This window comes from Parapedobacter defluvii (assembly GCF_014642075.1).
Classification (GTDB): Bacteria; Bacteroidota; Bacteroidia; order Sphingobacteriales; family Sphingobacteriaceae; genus Parapedobacter; species Parapedobacter defluvii.
This window is the reverse complement of the sequence record NZ_BMIK01000012.1, coordinates 36,361-58,723: the sequence shown is the minus strand read 5'-3', so window position 1 is coordinate 58,723 and position 22,363 is coordinate 36,361. Positions and strand designations below refer to the sequence as shown.

General features: G+C 47.1%; 19 protein-coding genes. 6 read left to right on the top strand and 13 right to left on the bottom strand.

Going from position 1 to position 22,363, the window contains the following annotated elements; all coding sequences use genetic code 11:
• Nucleotides 1-134 precede the first annotated feature (134 nt).
• From IEX60_RS16195 to IEX60_RS16185, 3 genes are all read left to right on the top strand, one after another.
• Entirely contained in the window at nucleotides 135-737 is a 603-nt protein-coding gene (locus IEX60_RS16195) for an OmpH/Skp family outer membrane protein (RefSeq protein WP_188752449.1), read from the top strand.
• Between the two features lie 178 nt (nucleotides 738-915).
• Complete coding sequence (locus IEX60_RS16190; protein ID WP_229717599.1) at nucleotides 916-3,204, top strand: glycosyltransferase family 4 protein; 2,289 nt, start codon at nucleotides 916-918, stop codon at nucleotides 3,202-3,204.
• A complete protein-coding gene (locus tag IEX60_RS16185) occupies nucleotides 3,155-4,165 on the top strand; it encodes a glycosyltransferase family 4 protein (protein WP_188752448.1) in 1,011 nt (336 codons plus the stop codon). The genes IEX60_RS16190 and IEX60_RS16185 overlap by 50 nt, the downstream gene beginning before the upstream one ends.
• On the opposite strand, the gene IEX60_RS16180 is transcribed toward IEX60_RS16185, so the two are convergent.
• Entirely contained in the window at nucleotides 4,154-5,650 is a 1,497-nt protein-coding gene (locus IEX60_RS16180) for a glycoside hydrolase family 130 protein (RefSeq protein WP_188752447.1), read from the bottom strand. The genes IEX60_RS16185 and IEX60_RS16180 overlap by 12 nt on opposite strands.
• Nucleotides 5,651-5,798: 148 nt before the next feature.
• Between IEX60_RS16180 and IEX60_RS16175 the strand changes: the two genes are divergently transcribed.
• On the top strand, nucleotides 5,799-6,701 hold the full coding sequence (locus IEX60_RS16175; RefSeq protein ID WP_188752446.1) for a magnesium transporter CorA family protein: 903 nt from the start codon (nucleotides 5,799-5,801) through the stop codon (nucleotides 6,699-6,701).
• Nucleotides 6,702-6,773: 72 nt separating this feature from the next.
• On the opposite strand, the gene IEX60_RS16170 is transcribed toward IEX60_RS16175, so the two are convergent.
• The 6 genes from IEX60_RS16170 to rpmH all read right to left on the bottom strand — a co-directional run bounded on the left by IEX60_RS16170 (nucleotide 6,774) and on the right by rpmH (nucleotide 13,644).
• Nucleotides 6,774-8,426: a RagB/SusD family nutrient uptake outer membrane protein gene (locus IEX60_RS16170; protein ID WP_188752445.1), complete on the bottom strand. Its 1,653-nt coding sequence runs from the start codon at nucleotides 8,424-8,426 to the stop codon at nucleotides 6,774-6,776.
• Between the two features lie 17 nt (nucleotides 8,427-8,443).
• Nucleotides 8,444-11,554, bottom strand: coding sequence for a SusC/RagA family TonB-linked outer membrane protein (locus IEX60_RS16165; RefSeq protein ID WP_188752444.1), 3,111 nt, complete (start codon nucleotides 11,552-11,554; stop codon nucleotides 8,444-8,446).
• A 500-nt stretch (nucleotides 11,555-12,054) separates the two neighbouring features.
• Entirely contained in the window at nucleotides 12,055-12,753 is a 699-nt protein-coding gene (gene tsaB, locus IEX60_RS16160; protein ID WP_188752443.1) for a tRNA (adenosine(37)-N6)-threonylcarbamoyltransferase complex dimerization subunit type 1 TsaB, read from the bottom strand.
• Nucleotides 12,754-12,785: 32 nt separating this feature from the next.
• The gene (gene yidD, locus IEX60_RS16155; RefSeq protein ID WP_188752442.1) at nucleotides 12,786-13,040 is read right to left on the bottom strand and encodes a membrane protein insertion efficiency factor YidD; all 255 of its coding nucleotides are present in this window, start codon (nucleotides 13,038-13,040) and stop codon (nucleotides 12,786-12,788) included.
• A complete protein-coding gene (locus IEX60_RS16150) occupies nucleotides 13,037-13,420 on the bottom strand; it encodes a ribonuclease P protein component (RefSeq protein WP_188752523.1) in 384 nt (127 codons plus the stop codon). The genes yidD and IEX60_RS16150 overlap by 4 nt, the downstream gene beginning before the upstream one ends.
• Before the next feature lie 65 nt (nucleotides 13,421-13,485).
• Nucleotides 13,486-13,644 carry a 50S ribosomal protein L34 gene (rpmH, locus tag IEX60_RS16145; RefSeq protein WP_188752441.1) on the bottom strand — a complete coding sequence of 53 codons (159 nt, stop codon included), beginning with the start codon at nucleotides 13,642-13,644 and terminating at the stop codon, nucleotides 13,486-13,488.
• 133 nt (nucleotides 13,645-13,777) lie between these two features.
• Here rpmH and IEX60_RS16140 point away from each other — a divergent pair, with 133 nt between their 5' ends.
• Nucleotides 13,778-14,656 (top strand): ChaN family lipoprotein, encoded by an 879-nt coding sequence (locus tag IEX60_RS16140; RefSeq protein ID WP_188752440.1) that lies wholly within the window; start codon nucleotides 13,778-13,780, stop codon nucleotides 14,654-14,656.
• Between the two features lie 33 nt (nucleotides 14,657-14,689).
• Here IEX60_RS16140 and mscL read toward each other — a convergent pair whose 3' ends face one another.
• The gene (gene mscL, locus IEX60_RS16135) at nucleotides 14,690-15,100 is read right to left on the bottom strand and encodes a large-conductance mechanosensitive channel protein MscL (RefSeq protein ID WP_188752439.1); all 411 of its coding nucleotides are present in this window, start codon (nucleotides 15,098-15,100) and stop codon (nucleotides 14,690-14,692) included.
• 365 nt (nucleotides 15,101-15,465) lie between these two features.
• Between mscL and IEX60_RS16130 the strand changes: the two genes are divergently transcribed.
• The gene (locus IEX60_RS16130) at nucleotides 15,466-16,107 is read left to right on the top strand and encodes a response regulator transcription factor (RefSeq protein WP_188752438.1); all 642 of its coding nucleotides are present in this window, start codon (nucleotides 15,466-15,468) and stop codon (nucleotides 16,105-16,107) included.
• Nucleotides 16,108-16,109: 2 nt separating this feature from the next.
• Here IEX60_RS16130 and IEX60_RS16125 read toward each other — a convergent pair whose 3' ends face one another.
• The 5 genes from IEX60_RS16125 to IEX60_RS16105 form a co-directional block, all read right to left on the bottom strand.
• Nucleotides 16,110-17,252 (bottom strand): sugar phosphate isomerase/epimerase family protein, encoded by a 1,143-nt coding sequence (locus tag IEX60_RS16125; RefSeq protein WP_188752437.1) that lies wholly within the window; start codon nucleotides 17,250-17,252, stop codon nucleotides 16,110-16,112.
• Between the two features lie 56 nt (nucleotides 17,253-17,308).
• Complete coding sequence (locus IEX60_RS16120; RefSeq protein ID WP_188752436.1) at nucleotides 17,309-19,282, bottom strand: T9SS type B sorting domain-containing protein; 1,974 nt, start codon at nucleotides 19,280-19,282, stop codon at nucleotides 17,309-17,311.
• Nucleotides 19,283-19,387: 105 nt separating this feature from the next.
• Nucleotides 19,388-20,323, bottom strand: coding sequence for a PorP/SprF family type IX secretion system membrane protein (locus tag IEX60_RS16115; RefSeq protein WP_188752435.1), 936 nt, complete (start codon nucleotides 20,321-20,323; stop codon nucleotides 19,388-19,390).
• A gap of 109 nt (nucleotides 20,324-20,432) precedes the next feature.
• Nucleotides 20,433-20,618: a BF3379 family histone-like protein gene (locus tag IEX60_RS16110; protein ID WP_188752434.1), complete on the bottom strand. Its 186-nt coding sequence runs from the start codon at nucleotides 20,616-20,618 to the stop codon at nucleotides 20,433-20,435.
• A 285-nt stretch (nucleotides 20,619-20,903) separates the two neighbouring features.
• Nucleotides 20,904-22,148 (bottom strand): aminotransferase class I/II-fold pyridoxal phosphate-dependent enzyme, encoded by a 1,245-nt coding sequence (locus IEX60_RS16105; RefSeq protein WP_188752433.1) that lies wholly within the window; start codon nucleotides 22,146-22,148, stop codon nucleotides 20,904-20,906.
• Nucleotides 22,149-22,363 lie beyond the last annotated feature (215 nt).

The following is a 22,363-nucleotide window of genomic DNA, read 5'->3' as shown; positions in this document are numbered from 1 at the left end:
GATTGGTGTTTATCCGTGCATCCGTGGCGGTCAATGTTCCCGCGCTTCCGCAATCTTTCCGAAATTTGGTGCAGGAAATATCGGATTTTTATAGTAGGTTTGCGCTTTGTATGAGAAAAATGACTACTAAAAACATGAACAATGCATTCGCCTTTTTTGCAAAGGCAGGAATATGTGTGTTGCTGGCAGCTGCCGTGGCGTCTTGCAACAACCCCGGAACGAAGCCTTCGGCGGCCACCGCAGGAGGTGGGGATTCCACCCAAGCCAAGGTTGAGAAAATCGTCTATGTAAATGCCGATACGTTACTCGAAAAATATGAATATTTCAAAGACGTACGGGTGAAGCTGGAAGATAAAGCTAAAAAGGCACAGGCAGATCTTCAATCGCGCAGTACCGCATTTCAGCGGGAGGTAGCGGATTACCAACAGAAGGCACCGACAATGAGTGCAGCTGACCGCCAAAGTACGGAAGAACGGCTCGCCCGTAAGCAGGATGAACTGGCCCGTCACAATCAGAACGCCAGTGCGTCATTTGCCCAGGAGGAAGCTTCCGAAAACGAAAAGCTGTATTCACGTATCACCGAATACTTGAAAAAGCATGCCAAGCAAAATGGCTACAAATTGGTACTTACCTACTCTGCTTCCAATCCGGCTGTGTTATATGCCGATGAAAGCCTGGAAATCACCAATGAAGTGCTTACCGCATTGAATGCGGAATACGCAAAAGAGAAAAAGTAATCATTTTGAATCCGTGACAGACATTTTAAAAGTCGCCCCAAAAAGGCGGCTTTTTTTATGGATTGGCATGAAGTTGGTATTTATCCATTAACTGAATTTTTGTCAGTTTTGATGATAATCGAAACTAAATTGGTTCTTACAGGTTTTAGTAACGAGTTAACTTTACCATAACCCAAAAATGATGAAGATTGCGTTAATCAGCACCTACCAACCGCGCCAGTGTGGAATCGGTTCATTTTCAAAAAATCTTTTCGATTCATTACCCATCCGGGATATCAACCGCAGCGAAAGTTTTGTTGTGGCCATCAACGATCCGGAAAGCGACTATACGTATCCGCCGGAAGTGCAGTTTGTCATTCTTCAGGACGATCATGACACCTACTTGAAAGCTGCCGAGTTCATCAACCGGAGCGGTGCTGATATCTGCGTCGTCCAACACGAATACGGTATATTCGGCGGACAAAACGGTGTCTACATACTTTCACTATTGCACAGCCTGGAAATCCCGGTCGTGACGATATTCCATACCGTACTTAAAAGACCCTCTTACAATGAATTATACATCGCCAGAGAAATCACCAAACTGTCACAACGGATCGTGGTGATGGCCAGCAAGGCAGTGGAACTACTCCGGGATGTGTATGCGATTCCCACCGACAAGATTTCCGTGATTCACCATGGCGTACCCGATATCCATTACGACCGCGATTCCGTCCGAAGGGAACTGGGATTCGCCGATAAAAAGCTGCTATTGACGTTCGGTTTCATTGGACGTAATAAGGGGATAGAAACCGTTATTTGTGCGTTACCCAGTATAGTTGCCCACCATCCGGATGTGGTTTACCTTGTCCTTGGAAAGACGCATCCCAATGTCATTAAACACTCGGGCGAAGAGTACCGGTTGTTCCTGCACCGGCTGGTCAAGAAACTGGACCTTGAATCGCACGTTGTGTTCATAAACGAATATGCATCGCAGAAAGATTTATTTAAGTACCTTATCGCGTCCGATATTTACATAACCCCCTACCTCAACGAAGTCCAGATCACCAGTGGGACATTGTCCTACGCTTTGGGCGTGGGTTCTGCGGTGGTTTCGACCCCCTATTGGCATGCCGTGGAGCTGCTTTCAGGCGGTAGGGGGGCTTTGTTTGACTTCGCCGATCACCAGGGGCTATCGCAAATCTTGATCGACTTATTCAATCAGCCGGAAAAACTCCGGCAGATGCAGATAAAAGCCGCTGAATTTGGAAAAACCATCACGTGGCCCAAAATAGGTGAGCTATACAGTATGCTTTTTCAGGAGAACAAGCAACGGACCTCCAATCCGCCGAAGAAAGATCCGGCATTTGACCGAAGCATCTTACCACCCTTGCGACTGGACCATGTGGCGCGGCTTACCGATAGCACGGGCATCTTCCAGCATGCTACCTATGGTATCCCCAATTATCACGAAGGGTATTGCCTGGATGACAACGCGCGGGCACTGCTGATGGCATTGATGGCGTACCGCAGGATGAAGGATGAAACGGCATTGCAGTATATTCCCATTTACCTGGCTTATATCCATTATGCGCAGAACGAAGATGGTACCTTCCGGAATTTCATGAGCTTTGACCGGAAGTTCGTGGACGAGGTCGGGTCTGAAGACGCATTTGGACGGGCCATGTGGGCCATCGGTTATGCCATCGCCCACGCGCCCAAAGATGCCTATTTTCAAGTGGCCCGCATGATTTTTTTCAAGGCGGTGCCTCAATTTGAACGGTTGCAATCCATACGGAGCATTGCTAATGTCATCCTCGGACTGTACCACTACCTGAAAAGCCAACCCACAGACGAAGGCATGGTGGAAATGATGCACCGACTGGCGTTCCGGCTCCAGCAGGAATATGAGGCGCACCGGCACGACGACTGGCATTGGTATGAGTCACTTCTCGCGTATGACAATGCCCTGCTACCGCTTGCGATGCTGCGGGCAGGTGAATTACTGAATAACGCCCTATTCCGCCGCGTAGGGCTTGAAAGCATGTCGTTTCTTGAAAAGCATACCATGCAACGCGGCCACCTGAGCCTGGTTGGGAACGAAGGGTGGTTCAGACGCAACGGGATGTTCTCCCGGTTTGACCAGCAGCCCGTAGATGCCATGGCAACGGTGCTACTGTTTCTCCAGGCCTACAACGATACCGGAGACCCCCACTATCTGCAATCGGTTTACACCGCTTTTATGTGGTTTCTCGGTGAAAATGACCTGCGGATGAGTCTTTACGATTTTGAAACCGGCGGGTGCTGCGACGGATTGGAAAAAGACGGCGTAAATCGCAATCAGGGGGCGGAGAGCACACTTGCTTACCTGATTTCGTACCTGGCCGTACAACAGACGTTTGAAAAACCCGTTAACCGCCCATCAGGCTCCGAAAACGATGAGAATAGCGATACTGGCTCCCATAGCGTGGCGCACGCCGCCTCGTAAATACGGCCCGTGGGAGCAGGTAGCGTCCACACTCACTGAAGGGCTAGTGAAGCGGGGGATCGATGTAACCTTGTTTGCGACGGGCGACTCCCTTACGCAGGCCAACCTCAGGTACAGTGCACCCCGGGGGTATGCGGAAAATCCAGACATGGATCCGAAAGTGGAAGAATGCCTGCACATCAGTCAGGTAATGGAAAGTGCGGATGAATTTGACCTTATTCATAATCATTTTGATTTTCTTCCCCTTTCCTTTTCACGGTTGATTTCCAAACCCATGATCACTACGATTCATGGATTTTCATCGCCGAAAATCATCCCTGTATATAAGAAATACAACGACACCTGTGCCTACGTTTCGATCAGCAACGCAGACCGGTCGCCCGAACTGGATTACCTGGCTACGGTATACAACGGAATTGACGTCTCGCAGTTTGAATACGTGGAACATCCCGATGACTACCTGCTGTACTTCGGACGCATACATCCGGAAAAAGGGGCGCACACCGCCATTGAAGTGGCCAGGCGTACGGGCCGACGTCTTATCCTTGCCGGACTCGTGCAGGATGAACACTATTTTGCAACGGACGTGTCGCCGTATATTGACGGCAGCCAAATTCAGTACGTTGGCAATGTAGGCCCCGAAGAACGCAGCCAGCTTCTGGGCAATGCTGCGGCGCTGCTGCACCTTATTAATTTTGAGGAGCCTTTCGGGCTCAGTGTGGCGGAAGCGATGCTTTGCGGAACGCCGGTTATTGCGTTTGACAGAGGCTCCATGTCCGAACTGATTCTTCACGGCGAAACGGGATTCCTCTCATCGCATGTTGATCAGGTAATCCGTTTTATCGATCAGCTTCCGTCGATTTCAAGGGCACGCTGTGCCCAATGGGCGCACGAACAGTTCTCTCAGGATCGGATGGTTGACCGCTATATCGAAGTATATAAGGAACTGTTACACCGCTGAAGACGAACCGCTTTTTTTCAGTGCATCCAACAGTTCACGGAGATCAACCGTGGCATAGGTTGACGCATAATCCGACATCGCGTATGGAATAACCAACTGCCCCTGGTGGATGTAAGCGCCACAGGAATACACGACGTTGGGCACGTAACCTTCCCGTTCCTTCCGGTTGGGCGTGAGCAACGGCTGTTTCAGCCGACCGATCTCGCGCTCGGGGTTGTTTAAGTCCAGCAATGACGCCCCCAGCGCGTACTCCCTCATAGGGCCTACGCCGTGGGTCAGCACCAGCCATCCGGCCTCGGTTTCCAACGGGGAGCCGCAATTGCCCATCTGTACCAATTCCCAGGGCTGGTTTGGTGTCTGAATGAGTTTGGCTTCCCGCCACACATTGACCGAATCCGAATAGGCGATGTAGTTATTCACGCCATCGATCCGGCACAGCATGGCATACTTGCCCTTAATTTTCCTGGGAAACAATGCCATCCCCTTGTTCTGGGCGATATAGCCATGCATCGGCATGACCCGGAAATGCCTGAAATCTTTGGTCATTAACAGCTTGGGAAGAATGGATATCCCATCGTAAGCGGTATAGGTAGCGTAATAGGTAACGGCCCCTTTTTCGCCTACAAACCGTACAAACCGGGCATCTTCTATCCCGTTTTTTTCGGTATCAGCAATGGGGAAAATAACCCGCTCACATACGGAGGTATCCGGCGAAAAAGTCATCTCATAATGCGAAGATGCCAACCAGCGGACTTCCTGTAGAAAGGCAAGGTTTTCCTGGCGGGGCTCCAGCTTCACCTGCACTTCCCGGAGTGCGTGCTTCAGCTCTTCATACGTAAACGTATCGTGGAGTTGGTCGCTGATGATCTCATAGGCCTCGTCGTTGCGGTAGCCGCTATCGCTCCACATTTCCCTCAATTTGCGGAGAAAAGCTTTTTTATGATAGGTGTGGTTTTTGACGTGCTCCGGCACTTCAAGCATCTTACCCGGCGGTTCGATATCGATATCCATGTGGTTGTCCAGCACACCCTGCCTGAAAACAATGGATGAAATATGTCCTTCACCGGTTGCCCTGAAACTGATGATGATCCGCTTTTGCCCCGGCGCCAGTGATGACTGGTCGGGATGTTCGATGATGGAGGGGTTAAAAAAGGCCGCTGCTTCAATGGAATATTCCATGGTGAAATATGCTCCGATGAGCTGCTTGGAATGTTCCGGCAATTTGGCATGGTCGATTTCCATCAACTCCATTACGGGAAGCAGTCGCTTGAAATGATTGGTAAATATCTTCTGGATACTCCGGTGGCGTTTTGAATACTTACGTAACACTTGGTTAAGTATCTCATTTTGCTGACTGTCAGCAAGTTCCATTAACGCCATAATCAATCGCTTGGCCCGTTCCTCCCCCGCATATAGGAACCTCGTAATGACCCGACTTGAATCCGGTTCGAATATCTTTTCTTTTCTGATTACTGGTACTGGCATGTAGTCTGATTACTGGTTATGTTCTTCACTGTCGGGACAAAAAACGGATTTTTATCAGAAAAAATAGCACAAAAGCCAAGTTTTTTTTAGACATTCGGTTGTGTATATCCGGCCAATGCGGAGCCGGGCTGACTAATGTTAACGAATAATGGTTCAATTGCTGGCGACCAAGGACAGAAACGGTTTTGACTGGGTAGACCTGTCTGCCCCGAGCGATGAGGAAATCAGGGAAGTGGCTGCAAAATACACGTTGCACGAGGCTTCCATCAAAGATTGCATGCAGCCGGACCACTTACCTAAATACGAAGTATTTGACAATTACACCTTCGTAATTTTCAGGGTACTTGCCGCCAATCCTCCTCATGAGGCGGACACGATACAGGAGCTAACGAACAAAATTTCCATATTTTTCAATGCCGACTATCTCATTACCATTCACCGGGCGGAAGGCAATCTGATCGATTTGGTGAAAACCAAGCGGATCGACACGGGTAAATGTGACAATACATTGTATCTGCTGAACTCGTTGATCCGGGAATCTATTCTTACATTCGAAAAGCCGGGCTTCAAACTCTCTGAATCATTGGACTACTACGAGGAACGGGTATTTCTGCGCCAGCGAACGTCTCCCATTTTACGCGGTCTTTATTTCGTAAAACGGAAGATCGACGTGATCCGCAGGGTGATGCTGCTGTCTTATGAGATTGTGGATAACATCGACTCGCCTGAAAAAAGCGATGTTTATACGCGGGACCTCCGCGATCTTTACGTGCGCACACAGACATTTTTCGATAACCTCTCGGAAAACACGGCCCAGTTGCTATCCATGTATTTTTCCATCGCTTCACAGCGGACCAATGAAATTATGCGTGTGCTAACTATTTTCTCCGTGTTTTTCATGCCGCTTACCTTCGTGGTTGGCGTCTATGGGATGAATTTCAGACACATGCCGGAGCTCGACTGGTACTACGGTTATCCGGCGGTCATGGTATTAATGGTCGGTATTTCCATCGGAATCTATTTTTGGTTTAAGCGGAAGGGGTGGTTATGAGAGAAAGGCTGTTGAAAAAAACGGGAAGCCGTCTTTCGTTTATTTTCGACGGCTTCTCCGATGCTGCTTTTATCAATATTGAGGATTTTGTTCAAGATTCTCGTTTTTATCCATTTCATATTTCGGAATCGGATACCAATAGTTTCTCTCTTCGAATTTCCTATCCTGCAGTATGAAATAGGAATAGGAAAATCCGCCGGATGGCTTTTTCTCTATTGTCACACCGCGCAGTGGACGGTTTTCGGTCTCCATCGCAATTTTCCAACGACGTACATCAAAAAAACGATGTCCTTCAAAGCAAAGCTCAATCTGCCGTTCCAGTTTAATCGCCTCAGATAACTCGTTGCCAGAAGCGGTAACATCAGGCATTCCGACACTTGTGCGTGAACGAACGAGGTTCAGGTATTTACGGGCAGTAGCTTCGTCCCCCGTCTCATAAGCGGCTTCGGCATAGTTCAGATAAATTTCCGCATAGCGAAAGATAATCCAATTTTGATCGGTACCGATGTTTTCGTCTATGGGCAGCGCATCATTCGAATACTTCCTCCAGTTATATCCGGTTAAACTCGCATTCCAATTCTCAACCGGACTTTGTGGGCTATCGAGACCACCGACAAAAGACTCATAGGGTCTGCCCCTAAATTCCGCTCCGTTATACAGGATATCTGCATAAAATCTTGGATCCCTGTTTTCATAGGGGTTATTCTCGTCGTAACCGGACCCTTCTTCGGTGATCATTTTTCCGTTCTTCATGGGGAATTGATCGACCAGCGATTGCGACGGAGTATACGCCGACCATCCATGATGGCCGTTCGGCCCTATCAATACGTTCAACCTGGATTCAAAACTGCCACTCGGATTCCGGGTTGCATTGATGTTAAAGGACAAAATGACTTCGGGATTAAATTTTTCGAGAAAAATCTGTTTATAATCGGCACCTTCATACAGGGTATATGCATCCAAATCAACCACTGCTTTTGCTGCATCAACCGCATCCAGCCATTTACTTCTGTCGTTAGCCGGATTATTGAGTGGACTGGCTGCATACAGTAACGCACGCGATTTCAAGGATAGCACAGCGCCTTTGGTGATCCGGCCGATGTCTGCACCGCTATAAGAGACCGGTAACGTTTCTGCCGCTTCATCCAGTTCCTTTATAATAAAATCCATGCATTCATCATATGAGTTGCGGGAAACCAGGTAATCATCGTCGGACAGGCTATACACTTTGGTGATCAGCGGTACACCACCATAACGCGATATGAGGTCAAAATAACACCATGCCCTGATAAATCTCATTTCCCCTATCAGCCTTTCTTTCAACGCCTCGTCTCCTTCAACGGCATCGATGTGCTCAAAAAACGTATTGCAGTCTCTGATAAATCCATAGTAGCCTTGCCAGGCATCCATGCTCAGATTGTCAGGAGTTATCTGACCCAAATTAAAAAACCAGACCGATTCATAATTCCATTGGCAGTATCCTTCATCGGAAGAAGCAGAAAGGCCTGATGCACTGGGCACGACCCGGGATGATGAATAGAAATGCGGAAGACTACGGTATTTGGAATTTACAAAAGTTTGCACTAAATTCAAATTCGACCATACATCTTCCTCTGAATAGGCATTTAAAGATTTCCTATTGAGAAAATCCTGTTCACAGGAGCTGGCGGTTATCAATAAACCAATCAATACCCCTATTTGTACCGAGAATTTTATCCTTTTCATTTTTCGTATTTTTAGCGTTACAGAGAAGCACGAACACCTAAATTGAATATCCTGGTTTGCGGGTAATAACTACCGCTAACCGCGTTTAACTCAGGGTCATAATCTTTTATTTCACTGATTGTAAACAGATTAAATCCGCTTACGAAGACTCCTAAATCCTGCATATTTAGCTGCGAAACGACCGACTTTGGAATTGTATAAGATACTTCAACGGTTTTAAGGCGTATAAACGCCGCATTCCTGATCCAAAAATCAGACACCAGGTTATTCTTCGAATCGGTGCGATCAAAAGATGCAGGCATTGTGCCGTTTGTATGATCTGCCGTCCACCGATCCTCAAACATCCAAACGGGTATGGTTGCGTTATCATTGATCTGTTGCGGCAAAATGACTTGTTGCGCGCTCCCCTGTCCTTGCCACAGCATATTCACACCAAATCCCTTAAAGTTTGCCCCCAGAACAACGCCGTATATATTCATGGGGGTTGGGCTGTCGTAGATCCGTATCCGGTCATTGGAAGTGATCCTACCATCACCGTTTATATCCAGGTAGCGGATGTCTCCAGGCATAGCACCGGGCAGATGTGCTGATTCGTCTACCTCTGCCTGTGTATGATAAATACCAGCTGATTTATAAAGCAACCAGGAATCCATCGGGTGCCCCTCTATCCTTTGCCAATCGGGGATATTCGCTGCTTCATCCATGTAAACCACTTTATTTTTAGCGTGCGTCAGATTGACCCCGACGTGATAAGAAAAGTTGTCGTTGACATTTCTATGATGGGAGATTTCCAGTTCGTAACCCCGGTTATTGACCTTTCCTATATTTTCGGAAGACAGATTGGTGCTATTCAGTCCGGTACTGGTGGGTATGGAAGCATTACGCGGCAACAGGATATTGGATCGTTTGGAATAGAAATAGTCGGCATTCACATTCAGCAAGCCATTCCACAGAGACGATTCGATTCCGACGTTTTTATTATCGGCTACCTCCCATGTTACATCGACATTGGGAACGACTCCCATGGAAAGGCCCGGTACCCTGTCATTGCCGGTTCCAAAATAGTAACCATTGTCCGGATTAAACTGGAGCAGGTGCTGATAAGCATCAATTTTATCGTTACCCAATCTTCCCCAGGAAGCCTTTATTTTCAATTCGTTGATAAAAGCAACGCTTCTTTCAAAGAATGGTTCTTCCGACACCCGCCATCCGAGTGATACCCCGGGGAACGTACCCCATTGCTTACCTTTTGCAAAATTGAAAGACCCATCGCGGCGCAGGATAAATTCAGCCAGGTATTTGTCTTTGTAACCATATGTGACCCTTCCGAAAAAATTCCGGCGCGCAAGCTGGAATGCCGTTCCATCGTTATTTAAGCCCGCACTGCCTCCCACGGTTATTTGATCGATTTGATCGGTTTGGTACCCGGTCCGAAAGGCACTTATGCCTTCGTCATAACTTTCGCTTTGCTCATACGCAACAAACGCACCGATGGCATGATCGCCAAACGTACGGTCATAGCCGAGCCTGACGTTATAGGTCGTAAGCTTATAGTTCCGGAATGCTTCGGTCAGGTCGATGGGGCCCTCATTGTTGACAAGGTTGATGTATTCCCCGGAAACCTTATCGTAGTTGTAAGCATCCCAATTGTTATTGAGTGTTTTATTGTTATTAAAACGAAAATCGTACGCGGCAATCCCCGTTAGCGACAAACCTTCGGTGATAAATGGCAATTTCCATTCGACGGACAAATTGGACTGAAGAAAATAATCCTTCTCCCGCTCATAGCCTGTCACACCCGTTGCCATCAGGGCTGGGTTCAAGCCACCTTCTACCCCAGCTCCGGGCAGGCCATTCGGATAATAGGCTGCCAGCGTTGGAAACGTTATCAAGGTTCTTCCGAAAATTTCTTCCGAGTCGAAATTGGAGTATTTCCGGTCTTCGATCCGGCCAGCAAGGTCAACGGAAATCTTGAGATTATCGGTCACCTGTGCGTCCGTATTGGAGCGGAGATTATATTGATTAAAGTTGGTGCCGGAATTATGAAAAATGCCATCCTGGTACAAATATCCGCCGGAAAGGAAATAGTTAACTTTTTCTCCGCCTCCGGTTAACGAAAGGGCATGACGGGTTTGCGAAGAAAGATCTTTAACGACGGCTTCGTACCAATTTGTATTCGGGAAATTAAGTGCGTCATTTCCATTTTTATATCCTTCCACGTCGGCATCGGAAAATTGGCGGGGAACTCCCAGTCTGTCACTGATTTCATTCTTGTATAGAACAAATTGGTATGAATCGATCAGTTTGGGTATGCGCGTTGGCTGTGTCAATCCATAGTTTCCGGTATATGTGATGGTGGGCTTACCCGTCATACCTCTTTTTGTGGTGACGAGGATTACACCATTTGCCGCCTGTGCACCGTAGATCGCTGCTGACGCATCTTTCAGGATCGTCACACTTTCTATATCCTCAGGATTGATGCGGTCAAAATCGCCCCTATTGGCAATACCATCTATGACAATGAGGGGACTATTGTCATTCAATGTACCTTTACCGCGGATCAATATCTCGGAAGCGTCGCGGCCAGGTTCGCCCGAACGATTGCTAATAATAACTCCCGGCGTGCGCCCAACAATGGAATTCGAGAGATTGGCAGCGGGGCTTTGCTTTAAATCAGCTCCTTTAACGGAGGAAATCGCTCCGGTTACATCTACTTTCTTTTGGACACCGTAACCGACTACCACCACTTCATCCAGGTTAGCTACTTCTTCCTCCATGGTGACGTTTAGTGAAGACGCCCCGTTGATCGGAATTTCCATCGTTTTGTAACCGATGGTTTTAAAAACCAATGTTCCATTTTCCGGAGCCCTGATCGTGAAATGACCGTTTCCGTCGGTCGCTACGCTGGTTCTCGGATCGTCTTTGATCGTAATTGTCACGCCGGGCAACGGACCGGTCTTATCCGTTACCGTACCCGTTACTACTTGCTGGCTGAACCCGCTTTGCTGTGCCGATTGTGCCTCTTTTGTTGCGCCACCTGCCGCTGCCTGTTTCGGCGTCGCGCTGCATATCACGGCTATGCATATGCATAGCCGGACAATGCTGGAGTTTGTTGGAGTTTGTTTCATAATCATACGTCATGTTAAGGCACTTCGTAAGACTAATTGCGCCCGGTTGGAAGTGCGAGTGTAAAAAATGTTCCTTTAGTATTCAACTTTGTTTCGTTGTCAACCGCGGTAAAGGCAACACCAAACCAACACATTTACACTTCCATGTCGCAAATACTCGTCACATTGACCCAAATTGCAGTGCTATTGATTAAAAAAAAGTGGCAGTTTATTCTTACGGGCGAACAAATCTTTCTTTTCACAATTTATAAAAACAGGAATTAGGTATTTTTCACTTTCACACCTGAAAAAATTGAAATTTATCTACAAAATCCCTTGTGTTTTAAACAAACTTAAATTTAAATAGACATTTCTGCAATCTTTTATTAACATCAACCGTTTGCGTAATTTTATTTCTTACAAAACAATCGATTGTTTAATATAGGTTCCGCAACAGCTTATATTTCAGGTTTGATGGGGATGGGAAAATCAACATTACAGCGGGTCTCCCGCTCGTTGTGCTACTTTTTGGGAGTGGTAGTCACAAAATCCTTTAGATAGTAAGGTTCAAAATAGGCCACATCAACAAATTCGCCGGCCAAAAATTTCCGGTATGCGTTATGACTTAAGTGTTGGGCTGAATTTTTAAAATCTGCAATGATTTCTACACGTTCATTGCCCGAAAACAACGTATTCAATTTATCTGCACCGCTACCAAACAGGACAATCCGCTGGCCGGATTTCAATGTATCGAATGACTGAGCGTCAATGATGGTAGCGGAAACGGGTGCAAGTGGACGGAGCGCCTGATCGTAAATGGCCCTATAAACTTCCATGCGACGGGCATCGATCATGGGGCACAGCCATGTATCTGCGTCCAATGAACTTTTATGGAGTTCCTTAAACCCCGCTGCCATACCCGCTAGCGTATCGATGCCGATGAGTGGAAGGTCCGTTGCATAACACAGTCCCTTAGCGGTGGAAACGCCTATCCGCAGGCCCGTATACGATCCGGGGCCTTTGCTGACGGCCACAGCGGAAAGATCGGGGAATGATAGACCTGTCTCCCGGAGTATTTCCTCAATCAGTAAGGTCAGGCGTGAAGCATGTATATTGGGTTCGTTGACATCCCGGAAGGCAATCGTTTCCCCATTGGTAGATAATGCCGCGGAACATACCTGCGTAGCCGTTTCGAATTGAAGGATATGATGGTTGGACATAGCTGAATGCGAAAGTAATGAATTTTGCGGAGTTAGGGAACTGGATCATGACCATGCCCTCCCCAGGGATGACAGCGGGCAATCCGTTTTATGGCAAGCCACCCACCTTTGAACGGGCCATATTTGCGAATAGCTTCTACGGCATATTGTGAGCAGGTGGGTGTATAACGGCAGGAGGCACCGAGCATAGGCGACAATAACAGCTGATATGCCCGGATCAACACCAGAAAGACACCTCCTAACGCAGGTCCGATTATTTTTTTCCAGACAAACCGTAGCGGATTCATTGCATTTCTTCCTCCAGTCTTTTCAATACATCGGTCATCCGTTTATACAGGAATGCATAATCGAGCACTTCCTTTCCCACGTATTGTATGGCCAAAACTAGCCCCAAAGGCTGGCTTTCAAAAACCGGATACAACCGTTCATTTTTCTGGAGACGATAGGCTTCCCGCATGCGGCGTTTCAGTAGGTTCCGATGCACCGCATGACGAAACCGTCGCTTGGATACCGAGAGCAATACCTGAACAGGGGGTTGCAATCCTTCCACGCGGAGGTATGTAATCCGATAGGGATAAATGAAAAAAGAAGAACCATCCCGGAAAAGGCTATCGATCAGCCTTTTACTACACAATCGTTCTTCTTTTGGAAATGTATGCTTTTTCATCATCGATGACCTATCCGAAACCGGTTGAAGGCTCCGGACGCAAGCAGTCACCGGTAATGCGGAAATTAGGCTTTGTGACGGCCTTCGTCCGATACGGTCAAACGCTTGCGGCCTTTCGCGCGCCTTGCAGCCAATACCCGGCGGCCATTTGCGGTGCTCATGCGCTCTCTGAACCCATGCTTATTTCTTCTTTTCCGTAGCGACGGCTGAAATGTTCTCTTCATGACGCTTAATATCTTTAGTAATAACCCTCGAAAATGAGAGCGCAAATGTACAGGTTAATCAGATAAATATCAAATTTATCATTGATATTTTTTCACATGACACCAAGCCTCCGAAAAGCTGTATATTCGCAACATGACAAAATGGATGTTTTGCTGCTTGATCGGTCTGTTGCCTTCAGCAGCGCTCGCCTTTCAACTAGACAGTGCCTTATATCGCATATACGACACCCGCGCGCAACGGGAAATTACCTTGCAGCAACTGACAGATGCCTTACAAAATACCGATGTTGTATTCTTCGGCGAAGAGCACAACGATTCTGTGGCTCATGTACTGGAATACGAACTGTTGAAGGCAATGGATGAACGCTACGAAGGGATAGCACTTTCTATGGAAATGTTTGTCAGTGATGATCAACTGGTATTGGATGAATACCTATCCAATATCGTTACCGAGCGCAACCTCTCAAAAGACGCTGTGCTATGGAACAACTATACGGATTACCGTCCGATGGTCGAGTATGCCAAAACGCATCATTTGCCGGTACTGGCGGCAAATGCACCGAGCCGTTATACCAACCGGGTAACCCGCGAAGGCCTGGAAAGCCTCCAGGCATTGGATAAATCCGCCAGATCCTTGCTTGCTCCCCTTCCGATAGACACCCTGACCGGCGCCTACTTTGACAAATTCGCAGGCCTCATGGGCGGTCATGAAGGGATGGGCAATCTAAAAATATACCAAAGCCAGAATTTATGGGATGCCACTATGGCTTATCGGATCAGCAAATTGGCAAAAAAGAAGTCGGTAAAAAAAATCCTGCACCTAAACGGCCGTTTTCACAGCGATGAACAACTGGGCACCATTGCCCAATTGCATAACTATGCTCGGCGCATGACTGTATCCAACATCTCCTGTTTCCCACACGATTCGTTTCCTGATCCGGACTGGGCCGCCTTCAGCCATTTGGCGCATTTTGTCATTCTCACCCGTCCGGATATCGCTAAGACCTTTTAATAAAAAAGGCGCCGTGGGGCGCCCATGTTTTTATTACTGTTTTGTTCGGAGTAAGTCCCTGATTTCTGTCAGCAACACTTCCTCGTTTGAGGGCGCTGGCGGAGCTGCCGGAACTTCTTCTTCTTTCCGCTTCAGTGCATTGATCCCTTTTATCACCAAGAAGATACAGAAAGCGACAATGATAAATTGGATAACGACGTTGATGAAGTTTCCATAAGCGATCGCAACCTCAGCCGCACCACTTGCCTCGTCTCCGGGCTGGATCACATATCGCATCTGCGAGAAATCGATTCCCCCGGTCAGATATCCGATAGGAGGCATGATGATATCATCTACCAATGAGGTGACGATTTTGCCAAAGGCTCCGCCGATAACCACACCCACGGCGAGATCGACTACGCTTCCGCGCATGGCAAACTCCTTAAACTCCTTTAAAAATCCCATAAACAATAAGGTTAAATTTTTAATTAAATATTTTCTAAACCCTAAATTGGACATTTTTAGCGTTTAATCAAATTTTTTTTTATCATTGTTCATAAAAGGCAACAGGCCTGTTTGAGTTAGCAAGTATCTTTTTCAGTAGCAACCCACGCAGGCTTCAGTCCATCGGCCGAATGTAACATTTATCTACCGCATAAATTAACCGTTCGGCACATATTTTTACCGACAATCCATTAAATTTAACCTAAAAGGTTAATGCAAATATATTTTGCGCTATATTTGCAAAGTTTGTGGATGTTGACATTCATTACTTATGAAATAACCAAGCGCCGTGAATACGGTGCGTCTATGACAAACATTTATTACAAATGACAGAGATCTTGATAGCAGATGATCACGGCATCGTTAGGCTGGGCACATCAATCGTCGTAAAGGAAGCCTTGCCTTTAGCAAAGGTAACCCAAGCCGAGGATTTTAATGAGATGATCAAACTGTTATCTGAGCGGCCGTACGACTTACTGCTTCTCGACATCAATATGCCGGGCGGAAATAACATCAAAATGATTGAAAAAGTGTTGGTTGTACAGCCCAACATTAAAATATTGGTGTTTTCTTCGTATGATGAAACCTTATATGCGCTCCGTTACCTGCAGGCTGGTGCGGCAGGTTACTTAAACAAAAACACGTCAAAGGCCGATTTAAAAGAAGCAATACTCGCGGTTATCCAACGGGGCAAATACATGAGCCCGGAAGTAAGAGAGTTGTATTACAACACGCTGACCATGGGAAAATCCGTCCTTAGAGCAGACAACCCCCTGAATAAACTTTCCAATCGGGAAGTGGACGTTGCCAAATACCTGGTGCAGGGCATGGGCATTATGGAAGTATCTAAGGCATTAAATCTCAGCACATCTACGGTAAGCACCTATAAAACACGTATTTTCGAAAAGCTACAGGTCGATAACATCGCTGAATTGATCGAAAAATTCCGCCTGCACTCCGGCGTTTGATATCACGATAGCCTGTCGATGGTCACAACCGGCACATCGGGCAGTGCAGGCTGAGACAACGGAGCAATATCCCGGTGCTGATACCCTTTTTGGGGATCTATCTCCCATAGCATGGGTGCTAAAAAAGCAGTAGCTGTTTGAAAGCCCTGTATGATAGCCGCCGGATTACCGGTGTCTTTTGAATTGCTTGCTTCATTTTCAATCTCATACGGACCGGAAAAGCCCCGATCGGAAAGCAGGTCGACAAATGCACGCCAATCCATACTATCTGATCCACCGAAACCGGGTAGCATCGCCTCGTAATGGTGGCGGTCCCAGTCGCTTTTCGGCACGTCGACGCCAGCCCGCTCCGCTAAACCCGCATCCACCAACTGCATCGGGTACATGCCTCCCCAATCTATTCGTGCCCGGGTTTTCAGGTTACGTGTGGCCTTTACATGGATGCGGTGGATACGTGAGATATCACTCTGCGCAATCACATCAACCGGATTTGTATGCTGCCAGACATCGTGCGAAGGATCGTAGATTTCGCCGTGTGCTTTGCTGGGAATAAGCGCATACATGAGTTTGCGGGCTGCCAATACTCCCGGCAGATTGTTATAAGTAGTGGTATACGATGCTGGACGCCATCCCTCCATCGGGCAATTTTCATACAATATGGTCACTCCATGGTCTTCTGCGTAAGAGACGATCGGTGCAAAAACCTTTTTATACTCATCCAGGTTCTTCTGGAACCCGCCATCTTCTGCACCGAGTTCATGGTTATAACCCACAAATGTCCCAACCTTCACATCGTTGGCATTGCCGCCCAGCAAATAAGCGATCCGGATCAGTTTCAGCAGGTGGTTCTGATTCCTGATCCGTTCCGCCGGATCGCCACCGATGAGGTTTTCAAAAGACCCTACCGATAGCCGCAAACCTGCAGCATTAAACTCATCGATGAGTTGCATTGCCGTGTCAGGAGTGAAGCGGTCGTAATCCAAATGGGTGGCTACGTGATCCTGCCGTGTCCCATCGCGGCGGAAAACGCACAGATCGATGCCCTGAGCACCAATAGATTGCGTTGCCTTGACTAGTTCGGGCAACCCAAGGGTATCGAACGCCGAACTCATCACCCATATCGGATTATTTCGTTTATTGGTCATCGTGTGTATGTTTGCAGCGATAATACAAAAAATACCAGAAACGGAAAAGGCAGTTCCTACTTTAAAATGGATATCGATCCGGATATAGGCCGCGGCAACACATCGGATGACAGCGTATAATAATAGGTGGCCACCGGCAGTGGGGCACCATTGAAAGAGCCGTCCCATGGTATCGAATAGCCTTTTGACGAAAACACCAGGGTCCCCCATCTATTAAACACCTGAATAACAACGTTGGGATATTCCTCCAGTCCGTTGATTTGCCAGGTATCGTTGAACCCATCGCCATTGGGAGTAAAACTATTGGGCACGCTGAGGTCTTTCAACACGGTAACCGTGACGTTGACTGTCTTCTCGCATCCAGCAGAATTCGCTGCGGTAAGCGTGTAGGTTGTGGTTTCATCGGGAGATGCAACCGGGTTTTGGATATGATAATTATCCAGTCCGGGCTCGTTGCTCCAACGGAATTGTGACGCATCAGTTTGAGCGCGCAGCGTAATGTGTTGGCCTCGCAATAGTACGATCTCTGCCATTGGCTCAAGGTATATCGAGTCTAACACGGTGATGGTCGCCTGTGAGGGGACCGCACATAATGTGCCCGGTGGCGGCGAAAAGGTAATCGCATGCTCACCGACACCTGCCAAAGTCGGGTAGAAACGGCCATCAACAACCCCATTGCCACTGTAGACACCTTCACCATCGCTATTGATAAGGATCCCACCGGAAAGCAATAAGAATCCGTCATCCACACAGATCACATCTTGGGGCAGCGTAAGGGCAGTATGAATGGTTTCCGTCACCTCAACCTCGAAAATATGTGTGATGAAGGGGTCACCACAGCCATTAACGGCTTGCCGCAACAATCGGACAGTGCCTGCTGCACGGGCTTGGAACTCATAGTCAGTTGACGTGGCTCCCGGCAACTCACTCACCCCGTTGCCATCATCCAAGAGCCATTGATAAGTGAGGGGACCAGCTCCTGTATATTCAGGTGGATCCAACTGGATGGAACTATCGTCGCATATCGGCCCCGGCATTTCTATATCGGCAATATCTGCCTGCGGCACAATCCGTGCAAGCCGAATGGAATCGGAGGAAATCCGGCAAAGCAAGTTATCAAGGTTACCCGTCGTTGCCGCTACGGTGAGCCGGTACCATTGGTTAGGTGTGGGTGTGATGCTGAGCTGTGGATCATTTTTACCGGGCATATCTATCCACGATACCTGTCCCTCCTGCCGGGTCTGCCATTGGTACGCAGGAGCCGTTGCATAGCTGTCGTCGGAAATGATTTTGGCACTGAGCGTAATCGGCGAGACGTCATCTTCGCAGAAAAACAAGGTATCCGCTTGCCTAAAGGTCTCATCCATGATTAACGAGAGCTGTGGACCATAGGGCCTGAACTGGATATCATCGATAGCGAGATCATTGCCACAGCCACCCGGATTGTCATTGATAAGTACCAGGTCGAACTCGGATTGGTTTCCCGTATCGAATTCAAAGCCGTACTGCTGCCATAATGGGGAAGACGTAGCCTGTATGTTCCCTGTGGCATAAGGTGAACTTACCACATTGCCATTCAGATCTTCAACAACAAACCGTACATTCGGGGGTATCGGATTTCCATCACATTCCTCTGCACGGTTTGCATTTGCAATCCACGCGCTAAACCGGAAGCGGGTATCTTGGCACAATCCCGATACACGAATGCGATAAAACTCTCCCGCATCGTAACTGGCATTCACAATCAGCATCATGCCTTCACCCTGCCCATTTGTATGGTCACGGAGATTATGCCAACCCGTGCGGCCCTGATTGATATTGCTACCCAGCCGGTATTCACCATCATTCAGTTCGCTGGTCTGATTGTGGAAATACGTCGTGGTTCCTCCACCGAAATTCGGATCTGTTGCCGTTCCAAAGGTAATGTTGATAATCGGATCACCCACTGAACCGCTTTGTGCATATCCAGTCAAACTGATAAACAGAGCCGCGATCAGACCACCTATTCCCGTAAGGTAATTAGAGATCATGCTTTTTTTATTTGAATAACTTGCTTTTAAGTAGCAATGAAACTTGCATGAGCGGATTTATTCGTATCCTTTTTTTGAACGGCAGCTCATGCAGGTTTCATTGGTTTACCATACGATTGTCGGGCATTTCGGCCCCCATTGATTATTTATATTAATTCCCAGAATGATTTCGTGTGACCCCATCGAATGCCTGCGTAGATCGGCGTCAACAAAATCGTAGGCATATGCCACATTCAACGTCGAGCTAATGAAAAATCCGGCCATTGCGGCTACACCGTTACGGTGTCGCCACGTAAGACCCGCCCAGAATGTATCCGAAAACTGCCCTTTAAGATTGACATCGTAAGCCATGGGTGCAGGAGACACAAATTTCAGCATCGCCGATGGGGTCAGATAAAAATCGCTAAATGCAAACCGATAGCCTGCGGTTGCAAAATAATGTCGACGTATGGGCATTCGTAAATTTTCAGTCTCTGAAAAGCCAAAATCATTTTCCAGCAAATTTTGGACGGAGATACCCACATATACGTCCTCCGAATAAAACCACAATCCGGCACTTACCGCGGGTGTTAATTGCTTAAAATCACCTTGGTTATATAAGGGATCGCTTGGGTCGTCTAATTGCACTTTTTGAACATCAAGCCGGTGATAATTCACCCCTGCGCCCACTCCGAAAGACAGCCGATATGTTTGATTCAGAGGCAGGTGATAAGCACCGTTCAGCTCAGCCGAAGAAAGTGAAATCGGACCGGTCTGATCCGCAATGACCTTGCCGCCAATCCCAATCCTATTCTTTCTGGGATCCTGCGCATTCAACGGAGAATTAACGGTAGCATATATGGTTTTGGGTGCATCGGCGATGCCTGTCCATTGTGAACGGGCTGCTAATTTAAGGTCCGTATAAGATTCGATCCCTGCCAAAGCAGGGTTAAGTACAAAATTGTTGGCCATGTACATGGTATAATGGGGATGTTGTTGTGCCATCACCCGCATCGGCAAACAGGCAATGAATAACAACAGCACTTTCCCATAATTCAACATGGCACAAGTAATTGGAATACTAAGCTATATATTTTATTCGACAAAAAATAAAAAAGCCCCGGAGGTTACCAGGGCTCAACGAACGTTTGACGTATCGTTACGGTTATGCCTATTTCGCGTTTTTTGCTTCTTGGATTTCCAAGCGAATTGCCTGTGCCAGGTTTTTCACATCCTGTAAGCCTTTCCGTACCCGTGTTCCGGCAGCGTTATTGCCTTTGTTGAAGAATTTGTCAGCATCCCCATCTAATCCCTCGATCAAGCTTTTAAGCTCATTGAATTTTTGAATACTTGCCATAATAAATACTCCTTTAGTTTAAAATTTAATTAAGTTAATAATCTACAGTGCGTTAAAAGTAGAATCTTTTTTCGGAAAAAAAAACTAAAAAACGCGCAAAACAAGCTCTAAATGCACTTTTTTTTCCACAATCAACACCACATCCATACAACGGACAGTGCGATAAAGACTATATCTAACTGATTTACAATAAAATAACTTAAAAATCAACCAACAAAACAAAAAGAGTCAAAAAGCTTATAAAATCGCTTTTTGACCCCTTTTTTGTGATTATATAGATTTAAACTATTCCGATTGTAAAGAAACCGCCTGTTTATAATAACCTGCTTGCAATTTTTCGCTGATGGCGGTAAAGGCGTCCAATGTATATGCAACATCTTCTGCCGTATGGACGGCCGTGGGGATGAGTCTTAGCTCGATGAGCCCTTTGGGTATAACAGGATATACCACAATGGAACAAAATACACCGTGTATTTCTCTTAAATCGCGCGTGAGGGCCGTTGCTTCGTTAAGATCACCCTTAAGGAATACGGGGGTCACCATGGTATTGGTAGCCCCAATGTCAAACCCGCGCTCAGTGAGCCCTTTTTGCAAAGTCAGTGCGATGTTCCACAGCTTCTCCCGTAATTCAGGACTGTTTTTTAACAATTCAAACCGCTTTTTTAATCCGATTACCATCGGCATGGGCAGTGACTTTGCAAATGTCTGGGAGCGCATGTTATATCGCAGGTAGGTAATTACTTCCCGGGTGGAAGCCACAAATGCACCGATCCCGGCCATTGATTTCGCAAATGTCCCGAAATATATGTCAATATCTTCTACACAATCCTGGGCTTCGTGGGTACCGGCCCCCGTTGGGCCCATGGTACCAAATCCGTGGGCATCATCTACCAGCATCCGGAATCCATATTGCTTCTTCAACGCAGCAATCTTTTTCAGGTGCCCCTGGGCACCGGACATTCCGAAAACACCTTCTGTGATCAGTAGAACCGACCCGCCGTTGGCATTGGCTAATTTGCTGGCCCTTGCCAGCTGTTTTTCACAGCTTTCAATATCGTTATGCCGATAGACAAAACGCTTCCCCAGATGCAACCGCACACCGTCTACGATGCAAGCGTGTGATTCGGCATCGTAAACTACCACATCGTTACGGTCTAACAAGGCATCAATGATAGAGACCATCCCCTGATAACCGTAATTGAGCAAGAATGCGTCCTCTTTACCGACGAAGGTAGCCAGATCCTGTTCCAGCTCTTCGTGGTGTATGCTGTTTCCGGACATCATCCGAGCGCCCATGGGGTAGGCTAATCCGTAATCTGCCGCTGCTTGTGCGTCCACCTCTCTTATTTCCGGGTGGTTTGCCAGTCCGAGGTAGTTATTCAGGCTCCAAACCAGATGTTCCTTTCCCTGGAATAGCATGCGGGGTGCTATTTCCCCTTCCAGTTTTGGAAATGAAAAATAGCCGTGTGACCATTCATAGTGTTGCCCGATTGGCCCGAAATTTTTTGCGATTTTATCAAATAAGTCCAATATCGTGTTTCAATATAATTTGTACAAAAAAATTGTTGCAAAGATAAACTTTAAATCAAATGTTACCAATACAAGGCGTTCATAACTGTTGGCATACACCCCGGTTGTTTACACTAAATTTACATAACTGCTATCCGTAATGGGTATAAAAAAACTGCTTGGTGTTCCATTCTAACGAACTTCCACCAAACAGTTATGATTCACAACTAGGCAAC